Origin of the sequence: Methylocystis sp. H4A (assembly GCF_015709545.1) — a bacterium.
GTDB classification, from domain to species: Bacteria; Pseudomonadota; Alphaproteobacteria; order Rhizobiales; family Beijerinckiaceae; genus Methylocystis; species Methylocystis silviterrae.
On record NZ_JADNQY010000026.1, the window covers coordinates 178,181 to 203,806 of the forward strand.

General features: G+C 61.0%; 25 protein-coding genes. 6 read left to right on the plus strand and 19 right to left on the minus strand.

All coding sequences use genetic code 11. The features are described from left to right. Window positions 1–3: 3 nt before the first annotated feature. The 4 genes from nifE to nifH all read right to left on the minus strand — a co-directional run bounded on the left by nifE (window position 4) and on the right by nifH (window position 5,848). On the minus strand, window positions 4–1,674 hold the full coding sequence (nifE, locus tag IYW40_RS14000) for a nitrogenase iron-molybdenum cofactor biosynthesis protein NifE (RefSeq protein ID WP_196400956.1): 1,671 nt from the start codon (window positions 1,672–1,674) through the stop codon (window positions 4–6). Window positions 1,675–1,752: 78 nt separating this feature from the next. Next, complete coding sequence (gene nifK / locus IYW40_RS14005) at window positions 1,753–3,312, minus strand: nitrogenase molybdenum-iron protein subunit beta (protein WP_196400957.1); 1,560 nt, start codon at window positions 3,310–3,312, stop codon at window positions 1,753–1,755. 66 nt (window positions 3,313–3,378) lie between these two features. After that, window positions 3,379–4,881, minus strand: coding sequence for a nitrogenase molybdenum-iron protein alpha chain (nifD, locus tag IYW40_RS14010; protein WP_018406757.1), 1,503 nt, complete (start codon window positions 4,879–4,881; stop codon window positions 3,379–3,381). Window positions 4,882–4,960: 79 nt separating this feature from the next. Continuing rightward, on the minus strand, window positions 4,961–5,848 hold the full coding sequence (nifH, locus tag IYW40_RS14015) for a nitrogenase iron protein (RefSeq protein WP_196400958.1): 888 nt from the start codon (window positions 5,846–5,848) through the stop codon (window positions 4,961–4,963). A gap of 508 nt (window positions 5,849–6,356) precedes the next feature. On the opposite strand from nifH, the gene IYW40_RS14020 reads away from it, so the two are divergent. Beyond that, window positions 6,357–7,193 carry a folate-binding protein YgfZ gene (locus tag IYW40_RS14020; RefSeq protein WP_196400959.1) on the plus strand — a complete coding sequence of 279 codons (837 nt, stop codon included), beginning with the start codon at window positions 6,357–6,359 and terminating at the stop codon, window positions 7,191–7,193. A 55-nt stretch (window positions 7,194–7,248) separates the two neighbouring features. On the opposite strand, the gene IYW40_RS14025 is transcribed toward IYW40_RS14020, so the two are convergent. The 12 genes from IYW40_RS14025 to IYW40_RS14080 form a co-directional block, all read right to left on the minus strand. Further along, a complete protein-coding gene (locus IYW40_RS14025; RefSeq protein WP_196400960.1) occupies window positions 7,249–8,007 on the minus strand; it encodes a 4Fe4S-binding leucine-rich repeat protein in 759 nt (252 codons plus the stop codon). Next, a complete protein-coding gene (locus IYW40_RS14030) occupies window positions 7,997–8,530 on the minus strand; it encodes a tetratricopeptide repeat protein (protein WP_196400961.1) in 534 nt (177 codons plus the stop codon). The genes IYW40_RS14025 and IYW40_RS14030 overlap by 11 nt, the downstream gene beginning before the upstream one ends. Before the next feature lie 11 nt (window positions 8,531–8,541). Then, a complete protein-coding gene (locus IYW40_RS14035) occupies window positions 8,542–8,880 on the minus strand; it encodes an iron-sulfur cluster assembly accessory protein (RefSeq protein WP_196400962.1) in 339 nt (112 codons plus the stop codon). Window positions 8,881–8,890: 10 nt separating this feature from the next. Further along, a complete protein-coding gene (locus IYW40_RS14040) occupies window positions 8,891–9,115 on the minus strand; it encodes a 4Fe-4S binding protein (protein WP_014892097.1) in 225 nt (74 codons plus the stop codon). A gap of 34 nt (window positions 9,116–9,149) precedes the next feature. Continuing rightward, complete coding sequence (gene nifB, locus IYW40_RS14045; protein ID WP_123177378.1) at window positions 9,150–10,661, minus strand: nitrogenase cofactor biosynthesis protein NifB; 1,512 nt, start codon at window positions 10,659–10,661, stop codon at window positions 9,150–9,152. 467 nt (window positions 10,662–11,128) lie between these two features. Next, on the minus strand, window positions 11,129–12,451 hold the full coding sequence (sufD, locus tag IYW40_RS14050; RefSeq protein ID WP_196400963.1) for a Fe-S cluster assembly protein SufD: 1,323 nt from the start codon (window positions 12,449–12,451) through the stop codon (window positions 11,129–11,131). Window positions 12,452–12,454: 3 nt separating this feature from the next. Beyond that, window positions 12,455–13,213 (minus strand): Fe-S cluster assembly ATPase SufC, encoded by a 759-nt coding sequence (gene sufC / locus IYW40_RS14055; RefSeq protein WP_018406747.1) that lies wholly within the window; start codon window positions 13,211–13,213, stop codon window positions 12,455–12,457. A gap of 27 nt (window positions 13,214–13,240) precedes the next feature. Continuing rightward, the gene (gene sufB, locus IYW40_RS14060) at window positions 13,241–14,728 is read right to left on the minus strand and encodes a Fe-S cluster assembly protein SufB (RefSeq protein ID WP_123174896.1); all 1,488 of its coding nucleotides are present in this window, start codon (window positions 14,726–14,728) and stop codon (window positions 13,241–13,243) included. Window positions 14,729–14,740: 12 nt separating this feature from the next. After that, window positions 14,741–15,496: a 4Fe4S-binding leucine-rich repeat protein gene (locus IYW40_RS14065; RefSeq protein WP_196400964.1), complete on the minus strand. Its 756-nt coding sequence runs from the start codon at window positions 15,494–15,496 to the stop codon at window positions 14,741–14,743. A 26-nt stretch (window positions 15,497–15,522) separates the two neighbouring features. Beyond that, the gene (locus tag IYW40_RS14070; protein ID WP_018406744.1) at window positions 15,523–15,717 is read right to left on the minus strand and encodes a 4Fe-4S binding protein; all 195 of its coding nucleotides are present in this window, start codon (window positions 15,715–15,717) and stop codon (window positions 15,523–15,525) included. 230 nt (window positions 15,718–15,947) lie between these two features. Beyond that, window positions 15,948–17,732, minus strand: coding sequence for a nif-specific transcriptional activator NifA (gene nifA / locus IYW40_RS14075; RefSeq protein WP_246720800.1), 1,785 nt, complete (start codon window positions 17,730–17,732; stop codon window positions 15,948–15,950). Between the two features lie 250 nt (window positions 17,733–17,982). Beyond that, window positions 17,983–18,462 (minus strand): hypothetical protein, encoded by a 480-nt coding sequence (locus IYW40_RS14080; RefSeq protein ID WP_175094078.1) that lies wholly within the window; start codon window positions 18,460–18,462, stop codon window positions 17,983–17,985. 329 nt (window positions 18,463–18,791) lie between these two features. On the opposite strand from IYW40_RS14080, the gene IYW40_RS14085 reads away from it, so the two are divergent. Both IYW40_RS14085 and IYW40_RS14090 read left to right on the plus strand, forming a co-directional pair. Continuing rightward, window positions 18,792–19,094 (plus strand): hypothetical protein, encoded by a 303-nt coding sequence (locus tag IYW40_RS14085; protein WP_196401066.1) that lies wholly within the window; start codon window positions 18,792–18,794, stop codon window positions 19,092–19,094. 206 nt (window positions 19,095–19,300) lie between these two features. Then, complete coding sequence (locus tag IYW40_RS14090; protein ID WP_196400965.1) at window positions 19,301–21,328, plus strand: thioredoxin domain-containing protein; 2,028 nt, start codon at window positions 19,301–19,303, stop codon at window positions 21,326–21,328. Window positions 21,329–21,346: 18 nt separating this feature from the next. Here the strand turns inward: IYW40_RS14090 and IYW40_RS14095 are convergent, their stop codons facing one another. Continuing rightward, window positions 21,347–21,973: a class I SAM-dependent methyltransferase gene (locus IYW40_RS14095; protein ID WP_196400966.1), complete on the minus strand. Its 627-nt coding sequence runs from the start codon at window positions 21,971–21,973 to the stop codon at window positions 21,347–21,349. Window positions 21,974–22,191: 218 nt separating this feature from the next. Between IYW40_RS14095 and mtnC the strand changes: the two genes are divergently transcribed. The 3 genes from mtnC to IYW40_RS14110 all read left to right on the plus strand — a co-directional run bounded on the left by mtnC (window position 22,192) and on the right by IYW40_RS14110 (window position 23,642). Further along, window positions 22,192–22,878 (plus strand): acireductone synthase, encoded by a 687-nt coding sequence (mtnC, locus tag IYW40_RS14100; RefSeq protein ID WP_196400967.1) that lies wholly within the window; start codon window positions 22,192–22,194, stop codon window positions 22,876–22,878. Between the two features lie 58 nt (window positions 22,879–22,936). After that, the gene (locus tag IYW40_RS14105) at window positions 22,937–23,266 is read left to right on the plus strand and encodes a 2Fe-2S iron-sulfur cluster-binding protein (RefSeq protein WP_196400968.1); all 330 of its coding nucleotides are present in this window, start codon (window positions 22,937–22,939) and stop codon (window positions 23,264–23,266) included. A 127-nt stretch (window positions 23,267–23,393) separates the two neighbouring features. Further along, complete coding sequence (locus IYW40_RS14110; protein WP_244434944.1) at window positions 23,394–23,642, plus strand: hypothetical protein; 249 nt, start codon at window positions 23,394–23,396, stop codon at window positions 23,640–23,642. A 32-nt stretch (window positions 23,643–23,674) separates the two neighbouring features. Here the strand turns inward: IYW40_RS14110 and IYW40_RS14115 are convergent, their stop codons facing one another. Continuing rightward, window positions 23,675–24,316 carry a hypothetical protein gene (locus tag IYW40_RS14115; RefSeq protein WP_246720801.1) on the minus strand — a complete coding sequence of 214 codons (642 nt, stop codon included), beginning with the start codon at window positions 24,314–24,316 and terminating at the stop codon, window positions 23,675–23,677. Between the two features lie 172 nt (window positions 24,317–24,488). Continuing rightward, a complete protein-coding gene (locus IYW40_RS14120; RefSeq protein WP_196400970.1) occupies window positions 24,489–25,595 on the minus strand; it encodes an aminotransferase class III-fold pyridoxal phosphate-dependent enzyme in 1,107 nt (368 codons plus the stop codon). Between the last annotated feature and the right edge of the window lie 31 nt (window positions 25,596–25,626).

A 25,626-nucleotide genomic window follows, 5' to 3' on the forward strand; every position in this document is an offset into this window, starting at 1 on the left:
GCGTTACTCCGCCGCGATCGCGTGAGAGGCCGAGACCATCCGCTCGAGAATTTCCTCGATGCGCACGGCGCAGGCGCCGCAGCCGCCCGAGGCGTTCGTCGCGTCGCGCACGCCCTCGACAGTCGAGAGGTGGTTCGCGAGGATCGCATCTTCGATCACCCCGAGCTCGACGCTCTTGCAATTGCAGATCTTTTTCGCGCGGCGAACCTCTTCCGCCTTCACCGGATCGGCGGCGAGCGCCGCCGCCTCGGCTTCCGCCTGCGCCATCGCGCGGCTTTGCCAATTCTCGCCGGATTTCTCCCAAGGCGCCGGCTTGCGCACCTGCGCCCAAACGGGATTGTAAAGCGCCTTGTCGATTTCTTCGACGAGCTTCACCATGCCGACATAGCCCATATAGGCATGATGCCGCTCCTGGTTGATGTCGAGCCAGGGCATCGAGGCTTTCAGCGCGATGAACTGCGAGCGGCCGCCCGAAAGCATGATGTCGGCGCGCGCATCCTTGAGCATCTTGTACATTTCGCGCGGCGTCATATCCTCGATCATATGGGCGTCCTGACCCATCAGCTCCTTGATGCGCTCCTTGTCTTCCTTGGTCGACTTCTTGACCGACGTGCCGACAAGTTCGAGACCCGCCTCTTGCAGCGCGGCGACGACCGACCAGGATTTGACGCCGCCGGTGATCAGCAGCACTTTCTTCCCCTCGAAGCGCGGTTTGTATTTGGCGATCGCCGCCCAGGCCTTGGCCTCTTCCCGCGCAATCAGCGCCTCGGTTCGATCCATCAATTCAGCGGGCGCGCCGCGCTCGATCAGCATGCGCGCGATCTCGCGCAATGAGTCGCTGCTATCTTCTATGCCGTAGAAGGACCCTTCGAAGAAGGGGATGCCGTAGCGCTCCTCCATCTTGCGCGCCACGTTGATCATCGCCTTGGAGCACACCATCATCGCCGCCTTGGCGCGATGCGAGGAGGCGACCTCCTTATATTTTCCGTCGCCGGAGATGCAGGCCATAATGCGAATGCCGAGCTCGTCGAGCAGCGGCTTCACCTGCCACAATTCGCCGGAAAGATTGTATTCGCCGATGATATTGAGGTCGTAGGGCGTCGTATATTCCGGCTCTTCCGTGCCGATCACATGTTGCAGAAGCGCCTCGCCCGCAAGCTTGTTGCCGAGATTTTTCGGCCCGACGAAGCCCGGGGAGTTGATCGGAATGACCGGCTTATTGAATTTCTCGCGCGCCGCTTTGCACACGGCGTCGATATCGTCGCCGATCATTGCGGGCACGCAGGTCTGATAGACGAAGATCGCCGGCGGATCGTATTTTTCGATGATCTCGCGGATCGATTTGAACAGCCGCTTCTCGCCGCCGAAGACCACGTCGGTCTCGTTAATGTCGGTGGTGAAGCCGGTGCGCCACAGATTCGAGCCGGAGGACTTCGCGCCGCGATTGTCCCAGCTATTGCCCTCGCAAGCGATGGGGCCGTGCACGAGATGGGCGACGTCGGTGAGTGGTTGAAGAGCGATCTTGGCGCCGTCAAAGGCGCAACCGCCGGCCGCGCCGCCGGGTTGCAATTGCTTGGTGCATCCCTTCTTGCGTTCGGCTTCCGATTTGTTCGCGTTCTTACCGCAGCCCGGCTCGTTGAAAACGTCCTGGATCGTGGCCGAAAGCGAACTCATGCCTCTTCTCCTTCACGTTGCGACAGCGTCACTGCAAGCAAGTTGTGGCTCCCGCTGCAAAGCGGGAGCCAAATCGTCTTAACGGATGATGTCGAAGCTATAGTCGCTCTTCGCGGGCACGTTGGTGGTGGCGTCGATCGATTCGAAAATACGATCGAGGATCCACACCAGAACATTCAAGCCGCCCTGATAGCCCCACACCGGATAGCGGTGGTGATGATGGCGATCGAAGATCGGGAAGCCGATGCGGATCAGCGGCGTGCCGGTGTCGCGCTCGAGATATTTGCCATAGGTGTTGCCGATCAGGAAATCCACCGGCTCGGTGAACAGCAGCGAGCGCATGTGCCAGAGATCCTTGCCCGGATAGACGTGGCAATTCTGCCCGAACGGCGAGGAGTCGAACAGCGCCTGAACTTTTGCCGCCCAAGCCTTGCTGCCATTCGTGGCGAGCACATGCGTCGGTTCGGCGCCAAGCTCCAGCAGGAAGCCGGCGAGGCCGAGGCACAGATCCGGATCGCCGTAGATCGCGAATTTCTTGCCGTGAATATGGGCGCTCGAATCGGCCACCGCGTCAACGAGACGACCACGCTCGCGCGCCAGCTCTTCGGGGATCGGCTTGCCGGTGATGCGCGACAGCGTCATGAGGAGTTTGTCAGTCGCCGAGACGCCAATCGGGTGATTGAAGGCGGCGACTTCCTGCCCATGCGCGGCGATCAGCGGCAGCGTCTTCTCGGTGCAATATTCCTGCATCGAGATCGTCGCCTTCGCGTTGATCGCGCTCGCAGCCTCTTCCAGCGTCGTGCCGCCGTCATACATGCGGAACTCGCCGTCAGTCGGCGTGTCGAAGACTTCGCTGTTGTCGGCGAGGATTGTGTAGTCGATGCCCATCAAGCCGAAGATGCGCTTGACTTCGCGCATGTTGCCGACCGTGTAGCCGTCGAAGCCGCCGATGAAGTTGATCTTATCATTCGCCGAGCGCTCAAGCTTCGCCGTCGTGCCCGCCTTGCCGTCCCAGAAGTGCTCGATGATGCCCTTCAGCGCATTGTCGTAGCCGGTGACGTGGCTGCCGACGAAGGCCGGGGTGTGAGCGAAGGGAACGTCGTATTCCGCCGGAACCGAACCCTTTTCCTTCGAGGTCTTGATGAAGGCGTTCAGATCGTCGCCGATGACTTCCGCCATGCAGGTGGTCGAGACGGCGATCATCTTCGGCTTGTACATGTTGTAGGTGTTGGCTAGGCCGTCGATCATGTTGTTGAGGCCGCCGAACACCGCCGCGTCCTCCGTCATCGACGAGGACACGCAGGAGCTCGGCTCCTTGAAGTGTCTCGACAGATGGCTGCGATAATAGGCGACGCAGCCCTGCGAGCCATGAACGAAGGGAATCGTTTGCTCGAAACCGACGGCGGCGAAGACCGCGCCGAGCGGCTGGCAGGCCTTGGCCGGATTGACCGTCAACGCCTCGCGCGCGAAGTTCTTCTCGCGATATTCGGGGGTCTTGGCCCATTCCCGAACGCGTTCCACTTCGGCCGGATCGCGCGGGTTTTCGAACATCTTCTTTTTATTCGCCAGCATCTGCTGGTACTCGGGACCTCTGAAGAGGTCGAAATGGTCTAGGACGTGTTCTGCGCTCTGCGGCATGGTCGAACCCTCGCGTCATGCATTTCGGGGAGCCGGCGCGCGCCTTCGCGACGCGCCGGCGCTGATTTATTCCGCGGCCTGGAGCAGCGGCAGTTCCTCGGTCTTCCAAGGCGCCTTGGTCATTTTCCAGACCGGCGAGTTGATCGCCATGTCCATGTCCCGCGCGAAGATCGCGAAACCGTCATAGCCATGGTAGGGGCCCGAGTAGTCCCAGCTGTGCATCTGACGGAAGGGCACGCCCATCTTTTGGAAGACGTATTTTTCCTTGATGCCGGAGCCGACGAGATCGGGCTGGATCTTCTCGACGAATTTTTCAAATTCGTAGCCGGTCACGTCGTCGTAGATCAGCGTTCCATCCTTAACGTAATGCTGGGCGGTGCGCTGATAGTCGTCGTTATGGCCGAATTCATAGCCCGTGCCGACGACTTCCATGCCGAGGTCTTCGTAAGCGCCGATCACGTGACGCGGGCGGAGGCCGCCGACGAACAGCATGACCGTCTTGCCTTCCAGACGCGGACGGTATTTGGCGATCACCGCGTCCATCAAGGGCTGATATTTGGCGATGACCTGCTCGGCCCCTTCCTTGATCTTGTCGTCGAAATAGCTGGCGATCTTGCGCAGCGACTCGGCGATCTTGCTCGGGCCGAAGAAGTTATATTCGCACCACGGAATGCCATACTTTTCTTCCATGTGGCGCGAAATATAGTTCATCGAGCGGTAGCAATGCAGAACATTCAGCTTCGCCTTCGGCGTCGCTTCCAGTTCGGCCAGGCTGCCGTCGCCCGACCATTGCGCGATCACGCGCAGGCCCATCTCTTCGAGCAGAATGCGCGACGACCAGGCGTCGCCGCCAATGTTGTAGTCGCCGATGATGGCGACGTCATAAGGCGTCGGCTCGAAGCGCGGCGCGGCGTCGGGAGCAATCTTGTCGAACACCCAATCGCGGATCGCGTCGTTGGCGATGTGATGGCCGAGCGACTGAGAAACGCCGCGGAAGCCCTCGCAACGCACCGGGACGATGGTCTTGCCATCGTATTCCTTCGACTTTGCCTTCGACACGGCCTCGATATCGTCGCCAATGAGGCCAATCGGGCATTCCGACTGAACGGTGATGCCGTTGTTCAGCGGGAACAGCTCCTGGATCTCGTCCATGATCTTCGCGAGCTTCTTGTCGCCGCCGAAGACGATGTCCTTCTCTTGGAAGTCGGACGTGAACTGCATCGTGACGAAAGTGTCGATGCCAGTCGTGCCGATGTAATAGTTACGGCGCGCCGCCCAGGAATATTGGCCGCAGCCCACCGGGCCATGGCTGATGTGGATCATGTCCTTGATCGGACCCCAGACGACGCCCTTCGAGCCGGCGTAAGCGCAGCCGCGAATGGTCATGACGCCAGGGATGGACTTGATGTTCGACTTCACGCCGCAGTCCGGCTTGCCTTCCTGATGCACGTTGAGGTGCTTGGCGCGGCGCTTGGCGGTCTTCTCGGGGTAAACCTTCAGAACTTCTTCGATGAGCGCTTTGTTGCGGTCCTTGATCTCCGCAACGCTCAATGTGGGCGAAACACTCATTTGATGTCTCCTTTAATGCTTTCTGGATTTCAGCTCGACCTCCCGCTTGGCGGGAGGTCGACGCTCATGCGCTGACGGGTTAGGCGATCGCCTGGAGTTCGGACGCGGTCTTGCCAATCTGGCTCTCATCGACCGCCTTCATGATGCCGTGCTCCATCAGCATATCTTCGAGCTCGTCCATCGTGATCGGCGTCGGAATGATGCCCTTGCCCTGGTTGGCGTGGATCTTCACCGCAAGACTGCGGTAATGATTCGCCTGCTGCGACTCCGGCGCATATTCCAGCACCGTCATGCGGCGCAGCTCCGCGTGCTGCACGATATTGTCGCGCGGCACGAAGTAGATCAGCGTCGTGCCAAGCTTCTTCGCCAGAGCTTCCGCAAGCTCCAGCTCCTTGTCGGTCTGACGCTCGTTGCAGACCAGACCGCCCAGGCGCACGCCGCCGGAATTGGCGTATTTCAAAATGCCCTTGGAGATGTTGTTGCCGGCATACATCGCCATCATCTCGCCAGACATGACGATGTAGATTTCCTGCGCCTTGTTCTCGCGGATCGGCATGGCGAAACCGCCGCAGACCACGTCGCCGAGCACATCGTAGGACACATAGTCGATGTCCTCGTAAGCGCCGTTTTCCTCGAGGAAGTTGATCGAGGTGATGACGCCGCGGCCCGCGCAGCCAACTCCAGGCTCCGGTCCGCCCGACTCGACGCAACGAATGTTGAGATAGCCAACCTTCATCACTTCTTCAATTTCCAGATCCTCGACGCTGCCCGCATTGGCGGCGAGGCTCAGGATGGTGTCCTGCGCCTTGGCGTGCAGGATGAGGCGCGTCGAGTCCGCCTTCGGATCGCAGCCGACGATCAAAATGCGATGACCCATCTCGGCCAGAGCGGCGAGCGTGTTCTGGGACGTCGTCGACTTGCCGATGCCCCCTTTGCCGTAAAATGCGATTTGCCGTAGTGACGACATGTCTATCTCCTCTTGGGCCCCTACTCACTGCCGCAGCTCTCTCGCGGCGCCTTGCTTCGCTGCCGAGTTAGAGAAGAACTCCCAGTAAGAGGTTCTCTGCGACGGCCCTCGATTCTTTCGAGCCGGTCCCTCTTTCGCAATGTCCATGCCAGCACTTGCGGAGAGCGGCCGCCAAACAAACACATATTAGAATCAATTATTTGTGGATGACCTGCAGCGGGTCGTTCGATGTCAAAAAGCTAACAACGATGTGATGTGGGCGACAAAGTTATTGCCAACGGCGGTCGAAAGTTTTCGGGCGCTTTTTCTCCGTTGAAGTGTGGTTCTGAAAGGCCCGCTGTCTTGAGAAAGGCGGCGCAATGTCGAACCCGAACTGAAGCGCGCCGCGCGCCTTCCGGTTTGGGGGGTGCAGCCATGGCAAGATCGTTGCTTCCAGAATCAATCCGGCGAGTCGCGCGCTTAGGACAAACCGCGGCGGCTTACAGACGCGGTTGGAGCATAAGACACAATGTCAGCAGTCATCAGCCTGCAGGATCGCGGCGTTGTCGAAATTGCCGGGGCCGACGCGACGAAATTCTTGCATAATCTCGTCACCAACGACATCGCCAAACTCGCCCCGGGCGACGCCCGCTTCAGCGCGCTCCTGGCGCCGCAGGGAAAGATATTGGTCGACTTCCTGGTCTTCGTCGAAGGCGAGGGCGAGACGCGCCGATATTTTCTCGATTGTCCGAGCAGCTTGGAGCCGGATCTCCTGCGCCGCCTCGGCATGTACAAGCTGCGCGCGACGGTGAGCGTCACATCCAAGAGCAGTGAATTCGCAGCCTTCGCCGTTCTCGGGGAAGCGCGACCGGATATTCCCGCGCTGGCGATAGCGCGGGACCCGCGCTCCGAGATGCTGGGCTGGCGACTGATCGCGCCGCGCGGCACGAAGGCGGAAGACGCCCGCGAAGACTATGAAGCGGCGCGGATCGCCGCGGGGGTTCCGCAAGGCGGGGTCGATTTCGCCTATGGCGCCGCATTTCCTCACGAAGCGAACATGGACCTGCTCGCCGGCGTCGATTTCACCAAGGGATGCTATATCGGCCAGGAAGTGGTCTCACGCACGAAGCATCGCAACCTCGCGCGCAAGCGCGTCACGCCTTACCATGTGGAAGGCGAGGCTCCGGCGCCCGGAACTAAAGTCATGGCGGGCGAGATCGAAATCGGCGTGGCGGGCTCACACAGCGGCGATAGGGGCCTCGCGTTGATCCGCCTGGACAGGCTCGCCGACGCAATGGCGGCCGGAACGGTCCTGACAGCCGGCGGCGCGTCCCTGGAATTCGTCGTGGGGCGGGCTGCGAGTTGAAGCCGGCTTAAAACGGATGCGGCGGCGCCAATGGCGCGACGTCGACGGCAGGCAGTCATCCCTTCAATGCCTCGCCCGCGAGACGCTCGCGGGCCGCTTCCGCGACGAGCGGATCGCTGTCATTGATCAAATGTCCGATTTCTTCCACGTTCAGTCTGGTCGCGATGTAATGGCGCACGCGCCAGTCGGCGTCGTCTCTCAAATCCAACAATTGTTCGGGCGTCATCCTTTGCGCCGCTTCAAGGCGCACTTCAGCGTTCGAATCTCGACACATTCGCCCGAGCCACTGGGCGTCGATCCGTTGCGCGACAATCCGGCGCACTTCCACTTCCGGGTCATCGAACATCATCACCAGCAGCGCCGGCGCGACCTTCCGCGCGATGACGATCCGCACGTAATAATCCTCATCCTGCATCATCGGCAGAAGGTCTGGATCATCAAGCAGAGTTGCGACGCGGATGCGCACCTCGCGATGCGGATCGTTGCGCAATTCGCATTGATAGCGCGCAGGCAATCGCCGCACGGCTTCCCAGCGCACGGTTTCATCGGGATCCGACAATAAGCGCGGCAAGAGAAACGGATTGGCGAATTTCGCCGCTATGGCGCGCACTTCGAAATGTGGATGCGAGAGATAGCCGTCGGCGAGTTCGGGATTCCAATTGAAGAAGCGATCGATGCGCCGAGCATATCGGTCGTGCACACAGGCTTTGCGCAATTCGCACCGCCCCGCGGCCAGCAGGTCTCGATGCGTGCAGTTCGCACAATCGATATCCAGACCGCGCCAGTCGCGCGCTTCGTCGATCTCACGCGTCATCTTCGAGGCCGATTCTATCGAGAATGCCGAGAAGCACCTTGGCGCCAATCTTGTCAGTTGGGTCGAGTTCGAGAAGTTTTGCGATGGCGACCCGGCTTTCCTCGAGCTCGCCCAGACGCATCTGCAAATAGGCGTAGCCCTTCAAGGTAAAGAGGAAGAAGCGCGGCAGCATTTCGTCATAACGATCGAAAACCGCGTCCTGCGCCGAGGCGCGTCGCCAATCTCGCGGCATGTTGTTTTCGCGCGCCGCTTTTTCCAGACAGCGATTGGCGATCTCCAAAGCTTCTCGCAATCTGCCTTTGTAAAAGTAAAAGCGATAGAAGCCGATCAACACCGCGGCATGATCCGGGGCCCATTGCTGGGCCTGACGTAAGTAACGCTCCGCCGTTTCAGAGTCGGCGTAGGTTTCGCTGGCGAGATGGAGAAATTCTTCGGCCTCCAGCGGCAGGCCCTCGCCAAGCAGCGCCCCGGCGAGAAGTTCCTTCTCGTCGGGGCTTAGAGCGGCTTGCTCGCCATTCACCATGACGCGCGCCTTTAATGCACATGCTCCACGACAGGCCCGCTGGAGCTCTTGCACGATCCCGTGTTTTTTGGATCGTGAAAGACCAGCCCGCCGCTCGAAGAGGAATCCGCGAAGTCAATCGTGACGCCATCGAGCAGCAGGCGGCTTTCCGCCGGCAGGAAGAACTTCACGCCTTCGACGACGAATTCCTGATCGCCGGCGCGCGGCGCGGCTTCGACGTCAAACAGCGCGCTGAGCCCAGAGCACCCGCCCGGCGACACCATCAAGCGAAAGCCTCCGCCTGGGTTGACGCTGAACTGGATCATTCGCCGGATGAATTTTTGTGCTGCCGGCGTAAGCGTAAATTTCATTGCGGCCTCCTCAAGCCGGTGCTTGGTAACGGGGATAGGCGTTGTCGATCACGCAGGTATTGTCGACCGGGCAGACCGCCGCACACTGCGGCGCGTCGAAATGGCCGATGCACTCCGTGCATTTCTTCGGATCGATGACGAATGTGCCGTTCTTCTCGGTGATCGCCACATTCGGGCATTCCGGCTCGCAGGCCGAACAGCTCGTGCACTGCGACGCGATGATCTTAAGCGTCATGTCTTGCTCCTTAGCTTGGTTCCTTGACGCATTCTCAGGCCGCGTTGATCAGCGCGCCCTGTCGAATTTCGGCGTCGCCGCGCTCCTGATGTTCGATTTCGCCGCTGTTCACCTTGTCGAGGTAGGCCTTGAACCAGGCGATCGCCGACTTCTCGATGAACTCATGGGCGAATTGATCGACGGGCTCGATTCCGGCCTTGATCAGGTCGTTCTTCGGGCAACCGCCGATCTTCGCGACGAACACCGCATGGCAGTCGTTGATAGCGCGGATAACCGTCTCCAGACTGTCCTCGTCGCCATATCCGCCCTGGCAGTAGAGATCGACTCGGCGATGTCCGACGAATTTCGCGCCCGAGGTCGAGAGTTCGTAGACCTGGAACTCTTTGGCGTGACCGAAATGTTCGTTGATGAGGCCCGAACCCTTCGTCGCCACGGCGATCAGCAGTTTGATGTCGCTCGCCGCGCCGGCCAGCGTCGCCAGCTCTTCCTGTTTCGCGGCCACTTTGGCGACGCGCTCTTCTTCGACCTTCTCCTGATAGGCCTTGCGCGACTCGAGATCGTAATCGACCTCCATCGCCATGATCTTTTCGGTGGTGAACTCAGCGCTGCGATCTTCGCCGAGCAGGCCGACCGCGTCGGCGCGGCACTGGCGACAGTGGCGCATCATATTCATCTCGCCTTCGCAGCTGTCCTGCAGCGCCTTCAGCTCTTGCGCCGACGGACCGCGCTGGCCGTTGAGGCCGAACACCGTGCCGTGCTCCGGAGCCGAGATCAGCGGCATGATGTTGTGCAGGAACGCGCCGCGAGATTTGACGGCCTTGTTCACTTCGACGAGGTGCTTGTCGTTGATCCCGGGGATCATCACCGAATTCACCTTGCACAGAATGCCGCGCTCGGTGAGCATTTCCAGGCCCTGCAGCTGTCGGTCGGTGAGAAGCTTCGCCGCTTCGACGCCGGTGTAGCGCTTATGCTTCCAGAACACCCAGGGATAGATCTTCGCGCCGATTTCCGGATCGACCATGTTGATGGTGATCGTGACGTGATCGACGTTGTAGCCGGCGATCGTGTCGACGTGATCCGGCAAGGCGAGGCCATTGGTCGACAGGCAAAGCTTGATATCTGGCGCGGTGCGCGAGATCAGATCGAATGTCTTGAAGGTTTTTTCCGGATTGGCGAGCGGATCGCCCGGGCCGGCGATGCCCAAAACCGTCATTTGCGGAATGGTGGAGGCGACGGCCAAAACTTTCTTCGCGGCCTGCTCCGGGGTCAGCTTCTCGCTGACGACGCCGGGGCGCGATTCATTGGCGCAATCATATTTGCGGTTGCAATAATTGCACTGGATGTTGCAAGCGGGCGCGACGGCGACGTGCATGCGCGCATAATGATGGTGCGCCTCTTCGCTGTAGCAGGGGTGGTTCTTGACCTTCTCCCAAATCTCCGTCGGCAGGTCGCCCTCTCCGGCCCCAGAACCGCAGCTCGCCTTGCCGCTGCCGCCCGACGTGCCGCAACCCTTGTGCTCGGCGATCTTCTGCATCACGTCGCCCATGGCGACCGCCGCGTTCACCCCTTCAGCTGCCTCCGCCGTTCCAACATCCAGAGACGTCATGGCTTTGCTTCCTTCTATCGCTGCAAAGTCGCCTATGCCGACTCTCGGCTGAGACGCACCGTTGCATCAGTTTGTCGGAGGGATCGCAACAACCATGCCAGCGCCTCAACTAACAATTCCCTTTATTAATCAGAGATATATCGTGAACCAACAATGTAAATATTCAAACACGTCCCTACATTCTGTGTGGCGACACTTGTTACAGATTCAACATCGTGGACAGGTTCGGTGGCGCTGGGCTGCTCATTCGCTCAGACGAGCATCTGCCGCATTATCCATGTCGAGGCATTTGCGCCGACGCCGCATTGTCCAGATAGACGAGCGGCTACCGTGGATTTTACGTCCAAATCGGAACGTCACGACGCAACCGAGCGACGTCATGGATGCGTCGCTCACAGGTTGTTGGATTATGGTCGCATTCTCAGCCGCTCGGAAACGAGCGCCGATAGAGCATCTCGAACGCTGCGATTCGCCACGGCGTCGATCACTTCCCCAATGAAGGCTTCCGTCAGCAGCGATTGGGCTTCCGCTTGGGGAATCCCCCGCGCCATCAGGTAAAAAATCAAGTTCTCGTCCAGCGCGCCGACGGTCGAACCATGCGCGCATTGCACGTCATCGGCGAAGATTTCCAGCTCCGGCTTGCAGTTGGCCTGCGCCCCTTCGGACAACAACAGGGTACGGGCCATCATGCGCGCGTCGGTCTTTTGCGCGCCGGGCCGAACCAGGATCTTCCCCTGAAACACCGCCTGCGACGAATCATCCAGCACGGATTTGAACAGCGCCTTGCTTTCCGAACGTTCCGCCGCATGATCGAGGAACAAGGTCGCGTCGGCGTGCTCCTTGCCCTTCAATATGTTGGCCCCGCGCAGGCCGGCATGGGCGCCCTGCCCGTTAATGTTGATGAAGGACTGATTGCGCAACACGGCTCCGCCGAGATTGAACCCGAAATCGCTCAGCTGGGCATCGGCGGCGAGTGAGGCGACGAATGTCGAGACATGCATGGCGGCGGCGCCTTCGCGACTGATCTTGAGTCGCTCGAGGGACGCGCCCTCTTCCAGCACAATTTCGGTCGCGGCGTTCACATGGTATTCCTGCGCCGTTTCGCCCTCAAAGCTCTCGATCAGAGTCGCCCGCGCGCCTTTTTCCACAATGACAAGCGAGCGCAGGAAATAGGTCGCCGGCTGCGCGCCCGCCACGAAAACCAATTGTATCGGCCTGTCCACGCATACGCCGGCGCCGACCCGAATAACGACGCCTTCGCCCATGAAGGCGGTGTTGAGCGCAAAGGCCGGATCGTCGACCTCGCCCACATTCCCGATCTGTGCCGTCGTCCCGGCGTCGCCCTTGGCTAAGGCCTCCGACAGCGACACGACGCTCAACCCTGCTTCCAAATCGCCAAGATCGGAAAGCTCCGGAACGAAATAGCCGCCGACGAAGACGAGCCGCCGCGCCGAGACGCCCTCAAGAACCGCCGCACTCCGGGCGCTTTGCTTCGCGCTATCTTCCGGCGGCGCGGCCAGGGGCTTCACGTCGCGCAGCAGGGCGCGCAAATCCGTGTATTTCCACGCCTCGTCGCGTCGGTTGGGGAGGCCGGTCTTCGAAAACGCGTCGAAGGCGGCGGTGCGCAGCTTCGCAAGCTGCGGCGCGCCGGCGCTTTGCTGCATGGCGAAGATTTCCGCCAGCCGAGCCTCGGCGTCGGTGAGTTTGCGAGTGGTCGGTGCGTTGCCCATGACTTATGCCGCCTCGCTTTGGTAGCGCGCGTAGCCCGTTTCCTCGAGCTCCAGAGCAAGCTCCTTCCCGCCGGTCCGCACGATGCGGCCGGCAGACTGCACATGAACGACGTCCGGCGTGATGTAATCGAGCAGCCGCTGATAATGGGTGATCACAACGATGCCGCGGTCCTTCGAGCGCAATTGATTGACGCCGTTGGAGACGACTTTCAGCGCGTCGATGTCGAGTCCCGAGTCGGTCTCGTCGAGGATGCACAGCTTTGGTTCGAGCAGCATCATCTGCAGCGTCTCGGCGCGCTTTTTCTCTCCGCCCGAAAAGCCGACGTTCACCGGACGCCGCAGCATCTCCATGTCCATGTCGAGGATCTTGGCGAGCTCCTTGACGCGCTTGATCAGATCGGGCGAAGACATTTCCTCCTCACCGCGCTTCTTGCGCTGCGCGTTGAGCGCGGCGCGCAGAAAGGTCATCGTTGCGACGCCCGGCACCTCGAGCGGATATTGAAAGGCGAGGAACAGTCCGGCGGCGGCGCGTTCGTCGACGCTCATCTGCGACAGATCGGCGCCGGCGAGCAGCGCCTGTCCCTCGGTGATTTTATAGCCGGGCCGGCCGGAAAGCACATAGGACAGCGTCGATTTGCCCGAGCCGTTCGGCCCCATGATCGCATGCACCTCGCCCGCCTTCACGGTGAGGTCATAGCCATTCAGGATCTGCTTGCCGGCAATCTCGGCCTTGAGGTCGCGAATTTCCAGTAGCGCCGTCATTCCACCACTCCCACTCTTATAGAGGCGTCAGCCGACGCTGCCTTCGAGACTGACCGAGATCAGCTTTTGCGCTTCGACCGCGAATTCCATCGGCAGTTGCTGCAACACGTCGCGCACGAACCCATTGACCACCAGCGCGGTCGCATCTTCCTGCGATAGGCCACGCTGCATGCAGTAGAACAAAACGTCCTCCGAGATCTTTGAAGTCGTCGCCTCATGCTCGAACACGCAGGACGGATTCTTCGCTTCGATGTAGGGGATCGTGTGCGCGCTGCAGGCGTCGCCGATGAGCAGCGAGTCGCAATTGGTGAAATTGCGGGCGCCCTCCGCCTTACGATGCGCCGAGACGAGCCCCCGATAAGCGTTCGACGAGCGGCCGGCCGAAATGCCCTTGGAGATGATGCGGCTCGTCGTGCCCTTGCCGAGATGAATCATCTTGGTGCCGGAGTCGACCTGCTGGCGACCGTTGGAGATCGCGATCGAGTAGAATTCGCCGCGCGAATTATCGCCACGCAACACGCAGCTCGGATATTTCCAGGTGATCGCCGAGCCGGTCTCGACCTGCGTCCAGCTGATCTTCGAATTGGCGCCGCGACAATCGCCGCGCTTCGTCACGAAATTATAGATTCCGCCCTTGCCGTTCTCGTCGCCAGGATACCAATTCTGCACGGTCGAATATTTGATTTCGGCGTCGTCGAGCGTCACGAGTTCGACCACCGCCGCATGCAACTGGTTCTCATCACGCTTGGGCGCCGTGCAGCCTTCGAGATAGCTGACATAGGACCCTTTGTCAGCGATGATGAGCGTCCGCTCGAACTGCCCGGTGTTCTTTTCGTTGATCCGGAAATAGGTCGATAATTCCATCGGGCAGCGCACGCCGGGCGGGATATAGACGAAAGAGCCGTCCGAAAACACCGCGCTGTTCAGCGTCGCAAAATAGTTATCAGAGGTCGGCACCACGGTGCCGAGATATTTGCGCACCAGCTCGGGATGCTCGCGCAGCGCCTCCGAGATCGGGCAGAAGATCACCCCGACCTTCTTCAGCTCCTCCTTGAATGTCGTTGCGACCGAGACCGAGTCGAATACCGCATCGACGGCGACGCGCGGGCGCTCTTCGCCCTCCGGCCGTTCGACGCCGGCGAGGATTTCGCGCTCATGCAGCGGAATGCCGAGTTTTTCGTATGTGCGCAGCAGCTCCGGGTCGACTTCGTCGAGCGATTTCGGACCCGCCGTCGATTTCGGCGCCGCATAATAATAGAGATCCTGATAGTCGATCGCCGGGTAGTCAACGCGCGCCCATTTCGGCTCGGTCATCGTCAGCCAGCGACGATAGGCTTCGAGCCGCCATTCCAGCATCCATTCCGGCTCGTCCTTCTTCGCTGAAATGAAGCGGATCACCTCTTCGGAAAGACCTTTTGGGGCGAGGTCGGACTCGATGTCGGTGACGAAGCCGTATTTATATTGATCAGCGCCGACACGGCGAACCTGTTCAACTGTCTCTTGCACCGCCGCCATTTCGCTCTCCGTTCACTGTTGCGCTTCGTCCAGGCGCGCCTGGACGAGGCGCCTCACTTCCGGATCAGGATCGTCGCGCAGACGCGCCAGCAATTCCGTCCCGCATCGCTCCGCCACCAGGAAGCGGACTCGTAAATCGTCGTCGGCGACGAGCAGCCCCAGCTGCGCCGACGCCAATCGCTCTGCAATAATCATGCGCACGCGGGCTTCGGGATCGCGCGCCATGGCCGGGAGCTTGTCGAGGGCGATCCGGCGCGCCGCTTCGCATCGCACCTGCGGGTCGTCATCGTTCGTCGCGCCGGCGAGGATATCGGGCGGCGCGCGACGCGCGGCAATCAGGCGCACGCCGCTGTCTTCATCGAAGAGCAGCTTCACGAGGCCTGCGCCCTCGACGCGCTGGGCCATGGCCATGCGCACCTTGCGGTCGCTGTCGCCGATCAGTTTTTCTGCGAGTCGCAACGGCAGACGTTGCGCCACCATGGCTCTGACGTCTGGCTCCTCGTCATCGATCAGCGCGCGCAACTGAAAGACGCTCGCATATTTCACCGCGCCGACGCGCAGTTCAAAATAGGGATGATCGAGATATTTCGCAGATTCCTGCGGACTCGCGGCGAAGAACCTGTCTATGCGGCGGGCCCTTCGGTCGCGCACGCAAATCTGGCCGAGATCGCAAAGGCCTTTCTCGCGAATCTCGACATGCGGACAATCGCGGCAGGACAGGAAGTTTCCTAGCCAGTCGACGGCGTCCATGCGATCCATGCGATGCATCGCCCCGCTCAGCCGCGCTTAGAGCGCTATGCCGGCACGCATGTGTTTTCGACAGGGCAGACGACCGCACATTGCGGCTTGTCGAAATGCCCCTCGCACTCGGTGCATTTCTTCGGGTCGATGATGTACATGTCGTTCTTGAGGCGGATCGCCGCATTCGGACATTCGAATTCGCAAGCCCCGCACACCGTGCATTGTGAGGCGATAATTTTGTACGCCATGTCGCGATTCCTCATGGATTCACTGCAAGCTTTTCCACTCCCTTCAAATCGCATGCCAGTCGCGAACCACGCCTGTTTGCCTCCAGCGGCAAGCCGCGGAACGAAAGCAGATGCTCGCATCGGCGCCTGCAAGCTCGCCTGCCAAGGCCGGTCTGATTTGTCCCCCTCCAGGGGTCGTTGGGCCGCATGAACTGAACAAATGTTCTAAATGCGACAATCGCCTGACGCGGTCAGATGCGCTTTATTTCGATGTTGTATTTCTTCAGCGCATAGTTGACCTGGCGCAGCGACAGGCCGAGCAGACGCGCAGCCTTGGCCTGGACCCAGGCGGCCTTCTCCATGCCTTCGATGAGGCGCTCGCGATCGATCATCTTGCGGGAGGATGCGAAACCGTCGCTCTCCTCCGCCCCGGCGGCGTCCAGCGGCGACGAGTTCTCCTTGACGAAGGTCGGAATCGACGCAGCTGCGCCGTGGCTTACGGACGCGATCTCCTCAGGCGGAGCGGGGGCGCGCATCCCGGCCGGTTCGGGATGCGCATGCGGATAGGCGCCGCTGGCGCTGCTGGTCCACAGCAAGGCCGAGAGGCATTTGCCGGAGGCGCAGGCGAAGTCATGATCGACGATGGTTTCGTCGCGCGCCAAAGTCGCCGTGCGGCGCACGCAATTTTCCAGTTCGCGCACGTTGCCCGGGAAGTAGCAGCGTTGCAGCGTCTCGATGGCGCTCGCCGAGAGTTCGTGCTTTTGATCGTTTTCGCTGTTGAACGTCTCGATGAAATTGCGCGCCAGCAGCGAAACGTCGCCGGGCCGTTCGCGCAGCGGCGGCAGGAACACCGGCACGACGCTGATGCGGTAATAGAGGTCGGCGCGGAACTCGCCCTTCTCGACGGCCTCTTCGAGATTTTTGTTGGTGGCGAAAACGAAGCGGACGTTGACTTTTAAGGTCTTGGCCCCGCCGACCCGCTCGAATTCGCCTTCCTGCAGCACGCGCAGCAGCTTCGCCTGGAAGGCGGGAGAGATTTCGCCGATTTCGTCGAGCAGCAGCGTGCCGCCGTTGGCCAGTTCGAAACGACCCGCACGCTGTGCGACGGCGCCCGTGAACGCGCCGCGTTCATGACCGAACAGCTCCGATTCAAGAACGCTTTCCGGCAGCGCGGCGCAGTTCAGCTTGACGAAGGGCTTGGCGCTGCGGCGCGACAGGTCGTGCACCGCGCGTGCAAAAAGCTCCTTGCCTGTGCCGCTCTCGCCGCGCAGCAGCACGGTCGAATTGGACTTCGCGACGATGGCGATGGTGTCGAGCACTTCCATGATCGCCGGGCTCTCGCCGATGATGCCGGCGACGTCGGGCCGCTCTCCTCGAATCTCCTTCGGCAGGCACGAGACCAGCGCCTTTTCCAGCGTGCTGCATTCGTTTAGCAGCCGCTGCCGGTCGGCCGAAAACATGCGGTGCAGCTTCACCGTTTGGCCGATCAGATTGGCGATCATCGTCAATAAGCGCAGATCGGCGTCGAAAGCGTAGGAGATCCAATCTTCTGACGTGCGATTGATCGACAACGTCCCGACGACGCGGCTATCACTCTTGATCGCAACGGCGAGGAAGGAGACTTTCGCGCCGACCGCCCGGGTGATCGTCTCCGCGGCCGTCGCGAACAAGGCGTCGCGGGACACGTCCTCGACAATGACAGGCATGGCGGTGGCGACAAGCCGGTCGATCACCTTGGCCGGCAGCGTGTCAATCGGCTTGCTGCCGTCACGGCTGGTCCAACCCGAGGTCGCGACGATCTCCGGATTGCCATGCTGATCGAGGATCGTGATCATCCCCAATTTCATGTCGAGGAAGGAGCTGAGCACGGCGACGACGTTGCCCAGCGTCTGCTCGAGGCGGGCTGGCGCGGTCAGAATTTTTGAGATTTCATAGATGCCGAGCAGCGCCGTATCGGCGGACGGGGGTCTCGCGCGCGGCGGCTTTGCCGCCATGCCTTCTGTGAGCAGAGAGCGTGAAGTGGCTACGTCGTCCATGGCCGCCTTCCTCGAACAGCCGCCGTTAGCGCGAAGCCAAGGTTTCCGTTCGCACATGCGAGGATCGATTCCGATCGTCTCACGCGGTTCATAGTTTGTTTTATGCAAGAACCACGCAAAGCAGCGTCGTGTCGCCCCAGCGCAGCGCCCAATGTCGGGTTTGCGACAACGGCGGCGCTGCCACGGCCGAAGCGTGACATTCGCGCGACGATTTGTTGAGGTTGCGACATGGCCGTGTCATGCGCATCGATTACACGCTGCCCTGCGCCAATTCCTCGATCACTTTCCAACCGACGCTGCCCTGCGGATCGGCGCGGGAGAGGATATCGAGATATTCCTTTGCGGTTTCGTTGCGACCGCGCTTCAATTCGATGAAGCTTAGCGCCTTCAGCGTATAGAGAGCGAAGCGCGCCGGCCCGTCATGCGCCTCGGCCGTCGCCGGCCAAGCCGTAGGATCGCTCGGCCAACCCGCCTGACGCGTGGCCTCCTTCATGCCTTGAGCAGCGACGTCAGCGGCGTAGTCGAGACTGCCCATGTAGGTGTGGATTTTGTAGAGGCAGTAATAGGGCGCGAGTTCCTGCGGCGTCAGCGCCAACGCCTGCTTGAACAGGTTGTCGGCCTTCTCACGGTCGGTCCGATAGGCGACGACGCCCTGCTGCAGGAGTTCGTTGGTCTTTGGGTCGAGTTCGCCGAAGTTCACAACGTCAGCGTCGACGCGCGGAGTGTTCATGGCCGGCTCAAAGCAATCGCTGAGCCACATAGGGAGAGGGCATCGCAGACGGCGGTTTGCAAACGCATCGGCGATTTTCGCGCCCGCTCCGACGCCGACGGCGGTACGATCACGAGCGAGAAGACCGTCGGAATTGGCATGGCGCTTTATTGATCTCCCAAGCGCCTCTTGCCTGCTTGAAGAGCAATTTTGGCGCCTCTTCGTACAAAACGAAGGTCCATGACGCACAAATGGCACGCAGTTTGCGTGCGCGCCGGGCACGCGAGAGCCGCGGAACGCCAAGGCGCGCAATCGCGGACACAACCAAGCAAATGAACAAAGGGCCAGGAATGATACGCGAATTCCGCTACAAGGGGGAAACCTTCCGGGTGAACGCGCACGGCTCTCCGGGCCATGAGGAAGTGTTTATCATCCATTTGGTCGACGACGAGGAGATGGGTGAAATCTCCATCGACCGCATGACCGAGGAAAACGACAGAGACGCGCCGATCGACGCCATTTGCATCATGCTCTGCGACAAGCTGATCGCCGAACAGGACATCGCCTGCGCCGAACCCGAGGGGGCTTTCGTCTGGGTGGAAGGCAAGCGTATCCGCGACGTGCTCCCGAGCAACGAAGCCGCCCCACATTAACCACCGCGCGGCGCCAGCGAACCATCAAGGCGGAACCAAGCGCCGCGCGCGACTCTCTCTCCCCGGAAACGCCTCTTCCCAGCCGCCCCTCTGCTCTTTGCGCCCGACGAGTTTTCTCGCCTGCGGCGCATCGGCGAAATCCGCCAGCAGCGAATGGCGCTTGACGTTCGGCAGCCGTATGTAATCCGCACAGGGAGGACGGCTCCATGAGCGTCGAGAGCAACCGGCTCGGTCAGGAGACCAGCCCCTATTTGTTGCAGCACCAGCACAACCCGGTGCATTGGCAGGCTTGGACCGCGGAAACGCTCGCGCTCGCCAAACAGACGGGCAAACCGATATTGCTCTCTTCTGGCTACGCCGCCTGTCATTGGTGCCATGTGATGGCCCATGAATCATTCGAGGACCCCGACATAGCGGCGTTGATGAACGAATCTTTCATCAATGTGAAGGTGGATCGCGAAGAGCGGCCGGACGTCGACTATCTGTACCAACAAGCCCTGATGATGATGGGTCAGCGCGGCGGTTGGCCTTTAACGATGTTTCTGACGCCGGAGGGCAAGCCCTTCTGGGGCGGCACATATTTTCCGCCCTTTGCGCAGGGCGGGAGACCCGGCTTCGCCGAGGTTTTAAAAACCATCGCGGAGCTGTGGCGCACGCGCGCGAACGCCATCGAACATAATGTCGCCGAGCTCAGCGCGGGACTGGCCAGCCTGTCCGAAACGACTCCCGGAGAGCCGGTCTCTCCCGACCTCGTCGAGAGCATTTGCGCGCAGTTGGAGCAACGGCTCGACCACGTCGACGGCGGCTTCGGGGCGGCGCCAAAATTCCCGCAGGCGACCAGCCTCGACTTTCTCTGGAGGGCCTGGAAGCGGACGGGCCGCGACTCGTTGCGACAAGCCGTCGTTTTGACGCTCGATCATATTTCGCAAGGCGGCGTCTACGATCATTTGGGCGGCGGCTTCGCGCGCTACTCGACCGACAATCGATGGCTCGTGCCGCATTTTGAAAAAATGCTCTACGACAACGCGCAGCTGATCGAACTGCTGACGGAGGTCTGGCAAGACGAACGGCGTGAACTGTATCGCTTGCGCGTGACAGAAACGATCGAGTGGATGACGCGCGAGATGCGCGCGCCAGGCGGCGGGTTCGCCAGCAGTCTCGACGCCGACAGCGACGGCGAAGAAGGCAAGTTCTACAGTTGGAGCCAAACCGAAATACGAGACGCGCTGGGCGCACGCGCGCCGGTCTTCGAACGCGCCTATGGCGTCAGCCGCGAAGGCAATTGGGAGCACGGCAAGTCCGTCCTCAATCGCCTTGGATCAATCGAGTTGCTGGACGAGGAGGCCGAGGCGGCATTGGCGCGAGACCGCGCCGAATTGTTCTTGGCGCGTGAGCGCCGCGTGAGGCCAGGATGCGACGATAAGGTTCTGGCGGACTGGAATGGATTGACGATCGCCGCCATCGCGAAGGCGGCTTGCGTGTTCGAACGTGGGGACTGGCTCGACATCGCCATCGAGGCCTTCGAGTTCGTCAAGAGCGCGATGACCACGGACGATGGTCGTCTGCTCCATTCCTGGCGATGCGGACGCGCTCGTCATATGGCGGTCCTCGATGACTACGGCGCAATGTGCCGAGCGGCGCTGGCGCTCTACGAAGCCACCGGCGCGCCGTCCTATCTCGAATGCGGGCGACGCTGGGTCGAGCATGTGGAGCATCATTATCGCGATCGACATGGCGGCTATTTCTATGCCGCCGACGACGCTGATACGCTGATCGCGCGCGTGAAAATCGCCGAGGACTCCGCCCTTCCCTCCGGCAACGGCATGATGCTGCAGGTGCTGGCGCCGCTCTATTATTTGATGGGCGAGAGCGTCTACCGCGAACGCGCCGAGGCAAGCGCGAACGACTTTGCCGGAACGATTCGCCAGCGCGTTCTTGGTTTTTCGTCTTTGTTGAACGGCATGGACATGCTGCGAGAGGCGTTGCAGATCGTCGTGATTGGCGAAACGGACGCCGCGGATACGGCGGCGCTGAAGAGAGTGGTTTACGGCGTCAGTCGGCCCGGCCGGGTTTTGAACGTCATCGCACCCGGGGCCGCGCTGCCTCGCGCGCATCCGGCTTTCGGCAAAACCTTGCTCAGCGATCGCGCCACGGCTTATGTCTGCCGAGGAATGGTCTGCTCGCTGCCGATCGTCGAGCCGGACGCGCTCGCGGCGGCTCTGCGCGAGACCTGACGCACTTAACGACGCCGCCTATTCGCGCCGCCATACGCTCGCCAGCCAGGGCTGTTCGCCCGGCGGCGCGCCGCTGGGCCTGTAATAGCGCTCGACCTCGACGAAGCCCGCCGCCGAGCCGAACGCACGCCAGCTTTCGGGGGCGTGAAACACGCCATAGCGTCCATTGCTCCATCCCTCCTGATCCGCCCCATGCGGAATGGAGCTGAACAGGATGCCCCCCGGCTTCAGAGTGGCGTGGAGCGCGCGCAGGACACGTGGCAATTCACTGCGCGGCACATGAAACAGCGACGCATTGGCGAAGACTCCGTCAAAGTGGCGTTCAGGCAAATCGAGCGCGAGAAAATCCTGCAGCCACACCTCGCAACCGCTGTGGATGCGCGCCATTTCGACGAAACGCTGCGCTCCATCAAGCCCGACCGCGACATGGCCAAGTTCGGCGAGCGCCTTCAAATCGCGTCCCGGCCCGCAACCGAAATCGAGCAAGGTGAAAGGAGGCTCGCCGCGAATGTGGCCGAGCATCGCCGCAATATTTTGTGTGACGTCGTGGCTGCGCGTTCCCTCCCAGAACGACTCGGCGCGATGATTGTAATGCTGCAGCGTACCGCCCGTGACCGCTTTCAAATCTTCCAAGCTTGCAGCCATTGTGGGGCCTCCGAACAATCGTCTCGCTATCGACCGACGCCGCGAACACGTCGCGCTGCCTACCCGTCGATGTGGCGCAGGGAGCGACACGATCGCCTTGGAGCCTCGCGCGGGAGGACACGGCACATATGATGCTTGCCAGAGCCAACTTTGGGAACGGCTGAAGCACAGGCGGCCGGCGCCGCGACTGCGACAATTCTACACCAAACGGATCCGCGATGAGTGAACCGGTGCGCGCCGTCCTGATCGAGCTCGAAGGCGCCGCCGTTCCGATGGCTTTCGCGACCGGGACTCTCGTGCCGCTCGCGCAGGCGCGGCTTGGCGCCTTCATCGCGGAACATGCCTCGGACCCGGATGTGGAAGACGCCTTGGAGGAAACGGGGCGTCTCCTCGGCGGATTCGACTTGAAGCTCGAGGAAGCCGAAGCGCTCTTGCTGCGCTGGATGAAGCAGAATCGCAAGGCGACCCCGCTGAAGACGATACAGGGCCTGATCTGGCGAGAGAGCTATGAGGCAGGTGCGCTCAAAAGTGAGCTTTATCCGGACGTCGCAGAATCGCTGAGATCATGGGCGGCATCGGGCCGTCGCCTGTTTGTTTACTCATCCTATTCGAGATTGGCGCAGCAACTCTTGCTGAGCCACAGCGCCTCGGGCGATCTCACAAGCCTGTTCGAGGAATTCTTCGACACATCCATCGGTCAGAAAATCGAACCCGCCTCCTACCGCGCGATCTGTGAGCGTCTCGATTTGCCTTCGGGATCGGTGCTGGCGCTGTCGGGCGATGGGGAGGAATTAGACGCCGCGCAGTCGGCGGGCCTTGCGACGACGCTTATCGCGCGAGAGGGTTCCGCAGACAGTCGCCATGCGGTTTGCCCTGATTTTGCGTCATTGAATTTTGGGTCGTGACGCGCTCCCGCGCTGCCTCCGCCAAACATTGCTGAGGAGTTCGGGCAGATGGTGAAAGATGGCCAAGTTCACTCTTGAAACCAGAGACGGCGCCAGACAGGAAATCACCGGCAAGAATGGCGTCTCGCTGATGAAATTGATCCGGCGCGCCGGCGTCGAAGAGCTGGTCGCGCAATGCGGCGGCAGTTGCGCCTGCGCGACATGCCATGTCTATCTCACCTTGCCTCAGGGGATTGAAATGGCCGAGTCCGGACCGGCGGAAAACCGGATGCTTGCGACAGCCAGCCATCGCAAATTCAATTCGCGTCTCGCCTGTCAAATCAGGTTCGACGAGACGTTCGACGGAATGGCGATCCGCATCGCACCGGAGGATGCGACTGGCATTTAGTTCGACCCGCACGGTTTCGAACGTCGATGGCGTTGCAGCAAACGCTCCCGGGAAACCTCTATATGGTCTGGAACTTGCTCATTCGCCATGCACGCAGCGCCAAGATGCAGGGTGAGCATCCATGCCAATGAAGGAAGAAAGCGTTCTGCCCGGGAAGTGCTATCGGACGAAGGGCGGCGAAATCAACTCGGAAAAATACACGGTGATCAGCATCACCCGTGGGATCGTCACTTATCAAAGCTGGACCTCCGACCCCAATCGCTTGTCTCTGCGCACGAACACGGGCCTGAAGGCCTTCGCCGAAGTGCTGTTCAAGGAAATTCCCTGCCCGAACAGAGACCCGGGCCAAAAGATCGAATATTTCGATCCCTCATAGCAAAGACATTCTCTCCTATGGGGTCAGTCTCCTCAATCTCGGATCTCGTTCTGAATTGAAAAGATATCGTAGGGAGGATCGATGTCCGAATTGGCGTAGCCCAATGGCGGCGCGTCGCCGCTTCCGCCTGATGCGCCGGATCGGCGACTGATCCGGCCGATGTCGCCCCCATAAACATGGAAGATGATGGATGTTTGATCATCCAGCGTGTTGCGAAGCTCGAAGACCTCTCCGCTCCCGGACGAGCGGGCCTCCACGATGCTCGCTTGCAATAGACGGGACACGCCGGCCTGCGCGCTGTTCGTCGAAGAAGCATCGAGTTGCTGGCGGTTGACGGCGCCGCGCAGCACGCCCGCAATCTCCCAAACGGAAGGCTGAGAGATTGTCACGCAGGCGCCGCCTGACAAGATTGTGCTCACGACGGAGAACCGCTCGAGCCCGTCGCGATAGATCTGGAATTGCTGGCCTCCGGCGGGATTTGGAACGGCGAAGACCGTTGGCAGCCAATCGTCCGTCGTGAAGAGCCGAGCCATGAGATCGCGGCCGATCAGCAAAATCTCCCGCTCGCTTTCGGCGAGTTCGACCATCGACTGAATGTCCCAGATGAATCGCCTCAGCGAGGGAGGAACAGGGTCTCGCCCGACGACCCGAAAATTGGCATCGTCTGTATTCATCGCGATCATGATGTCGAACTTGTCCGCCCGCCGATCGTGAAATGACTTTGCCGCCGCGCGGGCTTGGTCAGCGGTTTTCAATGCCAGGCCATTTGAAAGCAAGCGTCGCGCCACGCGATCGTTCAACGCGTCATCTAACGCCGCAGTCAGCGGAAGAAATTGCCTCGCGCGCTCATCGTTCCTCCTGCGCACAAACCATTTCGATGGCGGATATCGCCACGTCGATGTCGCGTTCCTCGACTGTGAGCGGAGGAAATAAACCCAGGACCGACCCCATCGCGCGCGTGAGGAGCCCGTGCGTGGCCAGCTTCGCGCGCATGGGCTCCGCGTCTCCCGCGAGCGTTAGCGCCTGCATCAGTCCAAGGCCATCCAGCGCCGTAAAGGCTGCACGACGCCGATAAAACAAGGCGGACAGCCGGTCTTCGAGATACCAGCTTCGGTTCTGCACGCGGTCCTGAAAGCCTGGCGTCGAGAGAGCGTCGATTAGGGCGTGCCCGGCCAGAAGCGCGGCCTCGTCAGCAAGCGTCGAGCCGCCGAGCGCCCCTCGCGCCAGTCTTTGCGTGACGACGAGCGCAGCCAGCGGCGGGGCGTCTGCAGGCGAGTGACTGGCGACCATCAGGTCCGGGGTGACGCCGGTCCATTCGTGCGCCCAAAGCATGCCTGAGCGGCCGAAGCCGCAAAAAGTTTCGTCGAAGCCGAGTATGAGCCCATATTCGTCTGCGGTCTCGCGCAGTCTAGCGAGGACGCTTCCTGAAACGACCTCAAAACCGGCTTGCGTCCTGACCGGCGCGATCAGTATTCCCGCGGTCCTCACGTCGACTTCCGTCTGCACTGCAGCGTGATCGTCGGTTCGGAGAGTGACGATCTCGTCGTCGCCCTCAAGGCCAGGCGGAAGGCTGGCCGTTGCATCAGCAGGCCCGACGCAGACAATGAACCGTCGGCGCTTGGGGCGACCGACGAGGCGATGGTAACGCCGAGCCATTTCGACGGCGGAACGCCAGGCGTCGCGCTCGGAGGGAAGCAAAAACACGCGGTCGCCAAAAGAAACGGGCGAAATCTTCGCGCATAAAGCATCCGAAAGCGCCGCTGCTTCCGCCGCTGATTGCGGCGAACCTATCGGCGCATCCGTGCGGCGCGTTGATCCTGCAAAATTCTCCGGAAAGAAGAGCAATGCGCCGGAAAAGTCGAGCGGCGCGCCCCCGACGCATGTGTCGCCGACGACGGCCGGTTGGATTGGTCCGTTAGGCTCGCTCGTTGAATCTGAGAATGTGGCTGACATGTTGCTCTGAGCTCGCCATTGGTCGCCGCTC